The sequence below is a fragment of the Brachyspira catarrhinii genome, from assembly GCF_005518285.1.
Lineage (GTDB): Bacteria > Spirochaetota > Brachyspiria > Brachyspirales > Brachyspiraceae > Brachyspira > Brachyspira catarrhinii.
Genome location: NZ_SJDU01000128.1, coordinates 1 through 5896, shown reverse-complemented (window position 1 = coordinate 5896; position 5896 = coordinate 1). Strand labels below are relative to the sequence as shown.

Sequence of the window (5896 nt, the reverse complement as noted above, 5' to 3'; positions counted from 1 at the left end):
TATGATTATTCCAAGTATAGAAACAATAATAATTTATATTATTAAATTCATTAATTCGAGATTTAACAATGTTGTCGTCAAATAAAACTGAAGTCGACTCCGAAAGACATTCGTTTAACCAAAGCGACATTTCATGTCCATTTTTTAGATAATTTACATTAAAATTAATTAAATGCTGAAATTCATGCAAAACCGTTCCCGCTATGACTTCGGGGCTATAATTAAGTAGATTAATATCCATGTATAAAATTTCCCCGTTATTTGCATTTCCGTAAATCAAATCGTTAGGTAAAAAATATCCCATTACTACCGAATCACCGATATTGTTGCCGTTAATATCCACAAAGAGAAGCTTAATTTTTCCGTTATTGTCGACATCCGTATGAGCGCCGTATATATTTGTCATTTGCATATAATTCTCTTCAAATTTTTGAACTACTTGCCTTACATTTTGAAGAGAATAATTATATCCGCTTTCCGAATAAACATATAAATTGTCGGTATTCAAAACGGAATTTGCGGTTATTCTGTCGATTTTAGAAGATTCGGAATTATATCTAACCACATAATATAAATTATTATCGGAAGAATCGTAAACATACGCTTTGCATGAATTCAAAAATATAAAAGAAAATATTGAAAGTAGTATAAATAAATTACGCATATCTTCTCCAATTAAAATTAATATTTTTTAATATTGCCGTTTCTATCCAAAAGAATATTAATAATTTGACTTTCTTCTTTAGCTTCTTCATCTTCTATAATGTTTCTTCTCGCTCTGCTTACAGTAGACATGGAAGAACTCACGCTTGCTTTTACGGAAGTAAAACCCGTTAAAGTGGTATCTTTATTAAGAACTATGGTTTTATTATTACTATTTGTTTTGACTATATTGCCGCTTTCCGTTCCGCTATAATTATCGCAAACTACCATTGCTCCAGGATACAGATTTATATCTCCATTAGCGGTATTTATGGTAGCATTGTCAGGTTTAGCGGCATTACTTGAAACGATATCGGATATCCATTCAAGCAACAAATTATCCCAAGTTGTGCCTCCAGAAACCGACTTTAATACCTTATTATAATCCGTATTTTCTTTAGAATCTGCAATTTTTTTGAAAATATCAGATTTTGAGCCGTTTTTCTTATAAAGCCAATTCATAAAGACTGAAGCGGAAGGATAATTAACTAAACCGTTAGGAAAACTCTTTGAACCGCTATAATTACTAACATTAGTCGGTATATCCCAAGTATAGAAACAATAATAATTTATATTATTAAATTCTTTTATTCGAGTTTCCGCCGTAGATTTATTAAAAAGAATGGAAGTGGACTCCGAAAGAGCTTCGTTTAACCAAGAATCCATCTCTCTTCTCGTTCCGCTTACTACATAACTATAATTTATTAAATGTTGAAACTCATGAATCATAGTTCCAATCGATTTGTCTATATCCGAATTAGCGCTCGATAAATCCATATATAAAATTTCGCCTTCGTTATAGCCATGCATATCCAGAGGATTAAAATATCCTAATACCTTATTCCCCTTATTGTTAAAATTAATATCCATCAATAAAATTATTATTTTTGAATTGGCGTCAATATCGGTATGCCCGCCATAAATATTCGTTATTTCATCATAATAATAATCGAATTCCTGAACGAGTTTATTTAAAGCGTAAAGACTAATATCTCTTTCTTCTTCTGATAGTTTAGATTGTTTATGGAATTTGGTTTGAAGATATATAGCCAAATGGTCGGTGGTTTTTATCAATTTACAGGGAACATAAAACCAGCCCGCCGCCTTACCGTTATTTACCATCTGCCCAAAAAAAATTTTTTCATCGTCCAAATTTCCAGTCGGAGATAAAGCCTTTCTTATAGCGCAGGAATAAAAACTTAAAGCAAATAAACAAATTAAAAATATTATCTTCTTCATAAAAAATATATTACCTTATATATTCCTATCCTTTTATTTTATTATATAATTATTATATAATAAAAATAAGATTTGGCAAGTATTTTTTCACAAAATGCGCTCCATAGCAAAATTTTATATTATTACATAAATAAACTATATAAAAATTATCGAAAAATTGACAAATATAATTTAATAAGGTTTAATAAAGTTATTGAAAAAAATATTATAAAATTTTATAAAATTTAAGAGAGGAAAATTTGACGGATTTTAAAATAAAAGATATTGGTTTTGACGAATATTTTGAAAAGTCGACTTCGGAAATTTTAAATAATTCAAATAATAAAGATTTGATTCCAGCAAGAGTAATAAGAATAAATAAAAGATATTATACGCTTTTTTCAGACGAAGGCGAATTTCTGGCAAGAATTAAAGGCAAAATAAGACATAAATCGGAAGTTCAAAGCGAGCTTCCAATTGTGGGCGATTGGGTTTTGATGAGAAAGTCCGATAATAACGCTTTTATTGATACGATTTTAACGAGAAAAAATATTTTATACAGAAAGGCAAATATCAAAAAAAACGATATTCAAGCAATCGTAAGCAATATAGATTATGTTTTTATAATTGTCGCTTTGGATAACGAAATGCCAATGTCCGCAATCGCAAGATATTTATCAATCGCTCATACTTCGGAGATTAAACCGATTATAGCGATAAGCAAAATCGACATTTACCCAAAAAGCGAATTTGAAGAATTATTAAAGAATATAAAAGAAAATTACCCAAACGAAATCGTATTCGGATACGATGCAAAGACGGGAAATAACGCTAAAAAATTTTTGGAATATATTAAAAAAAATACATCTTCGGTTTTTATCGGAGCTTCTGGTTCGGGTAAATCGACAATAATTAATTATTTGCTTAAAAAAGAAAAAATGAAAACAAGCGAAGTGAGAGAATACGATTTTAAAGGAATGCACACGACAACGCACAGAGAACTTTTGGTTTTGGAAGGCGGAGGAGTAGTTATAGATACACCGGGACTCAGAAATTTGGATTTGTGGGAAGACGACAGAGGAATAAAAAAAACTTTCGAGGATTTGGAAGAACTTTCAAAAAATTGCAAATTCAAAAACTGCTCGCATCAGCATGAACCAGATTGTTATATTCTTAAACTTTTGGATGAAGGAAAAATTCCTTACGAAAGATACGAGGCTTATATAATTTTATTAAACGAAAATAAGCGTCTTCAAAAAACTTCGACCCAAATAAAGAAAGACAGAAAAACCGCGTTAAAAAAAATAATGAAATATAAAAACGATTATAAGAAAATAAATAAAAATCTTAAAAAATAAATTCCAAAATATTTTTAAAATAATTCTTCAAATAATTTTCGATTAAAAAATTAAATTTAAAATTAATTGAAAAAAATTCTAATAAAAATTAATTAAAAAAATTTAATCGGCAAAATTTTAAATCGGGAAAATCAAAAAATCGTAAATATAACAAAAAATTTTTTATAGTCAAATAGTTTTTTTAAAATTAAAAATTTAAAAATAAAAATTTTGCAACACTTTCGGCAAAGTTTTGTATCTTATGTTTAGACAGTGAAAATAAATTGAGGTTAATAAAAAATTAAAGGGATAAAGGAGTTAGTAAGGTTATGAAACGAGTATTTATAGTTATAGCGACATTTATATTATCATTAAGTTTGTTTGGTAGCGAACAAGATTTGCTAATGAGAGCTTTGAAAAATAACGATATTAATAAAGCGAAAGAACTTATAATGGCGGGCGTTAATATCAATACGAGAAACATGATTGGCGAAACTCCTTTGATGGAAGCGGCTGAAAAAGGTTTTACGGAAATAGTTGAACTCTTGTTAAATAAGAAAGTGAATATAAATGTTGGCAATGTTAAAAACAGAACGGCGTTAAGTAAGGCTGCGGAAGAAGGACATATTGAAATAGTAAAACTTTTGGTAAATGCGGACGCCACTCTTAATATAAGAGATAGAGATAAAAAAACGGCTTTGGCTTACGCTTTTGAAAAAGAATATAAAGACATAGTGAAGATACTTAAAAAAGCTGGAGCGGTTAAATAAGCGAATAGATAATTTTTTTCATAAATTTTTTCTCCTTGTTATTTTATAAAGTCGTCCTAACGGGCGGCTTTATAATTTTAACTACTTAACTATTAAAAAAAATTATTTCCAATTACTACCGAACGGCGAACTTTCTATTAAACGATTATAAAATAAATCTCTTACGCTATTTAAAAACGATTTTGTCTCCTCGCTAGAATAATCGGCGTAAGTCCAATCGAGTTCCGTATAGCCTTTTTTCTTTTTATATATCAGAGTCAAATCGGCAAAAACTCCGTCTCTCAAATATATTCTATGAGTAAAATTTTTATTTGTAGCCAAAATAAAATTTTCAAGAGTGAGTATCGCGGGGTCAATATTGATTTTTCTGTTTCCTTTTTCGTCCAAATATTTTTTTTCTATTTTGTCCGTGATTTTTTTTGCTTCGACTAAATAATCTCTTTCAATCATATTTTCAAAAACCAAGAATCTTTTCCTCAAATTTTCGCCCATTTCTTCTTTATAATAAATCGAATGTGAAAATAAATATTCTTCGCTAATAATTTTTATAGAGCCAAAATTTTCTATAGAGTCTTTTAACGCATATTCGTAAACTTCAAAATCTCCATACATAAAAGCTATTATAAGGACGGCTTTTGATTGTTTTAAGGCTTTGCTCATTAAAATTCCAAAAATATATTGTAAAAAATTATAAATTATGCCGATATTTTAATCTAACGATATAAAAAAGCAATAATTTTAATAATTGACGAAAATTAATAAAAATAACGCTTGACAAAAATTTATTAATATTGTAATATATTCAAACATTTGATTAAAAAACAAATGCGGGCCAATAGCTCAGTCGGTAGAGCATCGCCCTTTTAAGGCGGTTGTCGAAAGTTCGAATCTTTCTTGGCTCATTTAGTTCTTTTGATTGTGCCTCTTAAATAATGCCGGTGTGGTGAAGTGGTTTAACACACAGGATTTTCATTCCTGCATTCGCGGGTTCGAAACCCGTCACCGGTTCGTTTTAAGCTCGTATCGTTCGATGCGGGCTTTTTATTTTTATTTAATTATTAATAAAAATTGTAAATTCTAATTTTATTTAATACAATCAAAAAATATTATTCCGATAAATATAAATAAAAATTAATATAAAATAAAATTACTTGACTTATGCTTATTATATAATATAATCATAATTGTCGTTTTTAAGGAGAAAATATGTCAAATCAAATACTTGTGTTTAATATAAATAACGAATTATACGGAATAGATATATTAAAAGTGCAAGAAATACTTAATTTTATTCAGCCCACGCCGATTCCAAACTGCCCCGATTATTTGAAAGGAATAATTAATTTGAGAGGAACTATAATACTCGTTATAGATTTGAGAGCGAGATTTCATTTTGACGCTCCTATGGACCCAGAAAATTGCGTTATTGTCGTTGTGGCGATAGGAAATAAAAAATACGGTTTGGTTGTCGATTCCGTTTCCGATGTTCTTACGATTAACGAAAACGATATTCAAGAAGATATTGATATAAATTCTGGCATCGACAATAGATATATAACGGGACTCGTTAAGGCTAACGAACAGATGATTATTTTGGTTAATATAGACAAAGTGTTTTTGAAAAACGAACTTGACGATTTGAATACCGCTGTAAATAATTCGGTAGTTTAAAATTAAATATAGAAAAAAATAAATGCCTTCTCATAGAATATTTAGAATTAACGAAAATATTAAACAGCTTCTTTCGGCGATTATATTTAAAGAAATCGAGGACCCGAGAATAAAAAATAATCTTATAACGATAACGAAAGTAGACTGCGAAAAGGATTTTAAAAACGCGAAAGTTTTTTTCGTTATTTAATTTTAAAC

The 5896-nt window shown here is 28.9% G+C and carries 6 protein-coding genes, 2 tRNA genes and 1 pseudogene; 6 read left to right on the top strand and 3 right to left on the bottom strand.

All coding sequences use genetic code 11. The features are described from left to right. Positions 1–664 (bottom strand): annotated as a pseudogene (locus tag EZH24_RS06145) (peptidase M30); the annotation flags it as partial. Between the two features lie 17 nt (positions 665–681). Beyond that, the gene (locus tag EZH24_RS06140) at positions 682–1941 is read right to left on the bottom strand and encodes a hypothetical protein (protein ID WP_137998255.1); all 1260 of its coding nucleotides are present in this window, start codon (positions 1939–1941) and stop codon (positions 682–684) included. Between the two features lie 239 nt (positions 1942–2180). On the opposite strand from EZH24_RS06140, the gene rsgA reads away from it, so the two are divergent. Both rsgA and EZH24_RS06130 read left to right on the top strand, forming a co-directional pair. After that, positions 2181–3278, top strand: coding sequence for a ribosome small subunit-dependent GTPase A (gene rsgA / locus EZH24_RS06135; protein ID WP_137998254.1), 1098 nt, complete (start codon positions 2181–2183; stop codon positions 3276–3278). Positions 3279–3586: 308 nt separating this feature from the next. Further along, entirely contained in the window at positions 3587–4027 is a 441-nt protein-coding gene (locus tag EZH24_RS06130; RefSeq protein WP_137998253.1) for an ankyrin repeat domain-containing protein, read from the top strand. A 102-nt stretch (positions 4028–4129) separates the two neighbouring features. On the opposite strand, the gene EZH24_RS06125 is transcribed toward EZH24_RS06130, so the two are convergent. Then, positions 4130–4687 (bottom strand): DUF4416 family protein, encoded by a 558-nt coding sequence (locus EZH24_RS06125; RefSeq protein ID WP_137998252.1) that lies wholly within the window; start codon positions 4685–4687, stop codon positions 4130–4132. A 169-nt stretch (positions 4688–4856) separates the two neighbouring features. Here EZH24_RS06125 and EZH24_RS06120 point away from each other — a divergent pair. The 4 genes from EZH24_RS06120 (at position 4857) to EZH24_RS06105 (ending at position 5888) form a co-directional block, all read left to right on the top strand. Further along, positions 4857–4929 (top strand) — tRNA-Lys (locus tag EZH24_RS06120). Between the two features lie 32 nt (positions 4930–4961). Beyond that, a tRNA-Glu gene (locus tag EZH24_RS06115) sits at positions 4962–5035 on the top strand. A gap of 198 nt (positions 5036–5233) precedes the next feature. Further along, positions 5234–5698, top strand: a complete 465-nt coding sequence (locus EZH24_RS06110) for a chemotaxis protein CheW (protein ID WP_137998251.1) — start codon at positions 5234–5236, stop codon at positions 5696–5698. 22 nt (positions 5699–5720) lie between these two features. Then, the gene (locus EZH24_RS06105) at positions 5721–5888 is read left to right on the top strand and encodes a ribosome-binding factor A (RefSeq protein ID WP_137998250.1); all 168 of its coding nucleotides are present in this window, start codon (positions 5721–5723) and stop codon (positions 5886–5888) included. The last annotated feature ends 8 nt before the right edge of the window (positions 5889–5896 follow it).

What these genes read in the sequence shown, in the direction of transcription:
- EZH24_RS06140 (WP_137998255.1), bottom strand. Translation starts at nt 1,941, where the DNA reads ATGAAGAAGATAATATTTTTAATTTGTTTATTTGCTTTAAGTTTTTAT.
- EZH24_RS06130 (WP_137998253.1), top strand. Translation starts at nt 3,587, where the DNA reads ATGAAACGAGTATTTATAGTTATAGCGACATTTATATTATCATTAAGT.
- EZH24_RS06125 (WP_137998252.1), bottom strand. Translation starts at nt 4,687, where the DNA reads ATGAGCAAAGCCTTAAAACAATCAAAAGCCGTCCTTATAATAGCTTTT.
- EZH24_RS06110 (WP_137998251.1), top strand. Translation starts at nt 5,234, where the DNA reads ATGTCAAATCAAATACTTGTGTTTAATATAAATAACGAATTATACGGA.
- EZH24_RS06105 (WP_137998250.1), top strand. Translation starts at nt 5,721, where the DNA reads ATGCCTTCTCATAGAATATTTAGAATTAACGAAAATATTAAACAGCTT.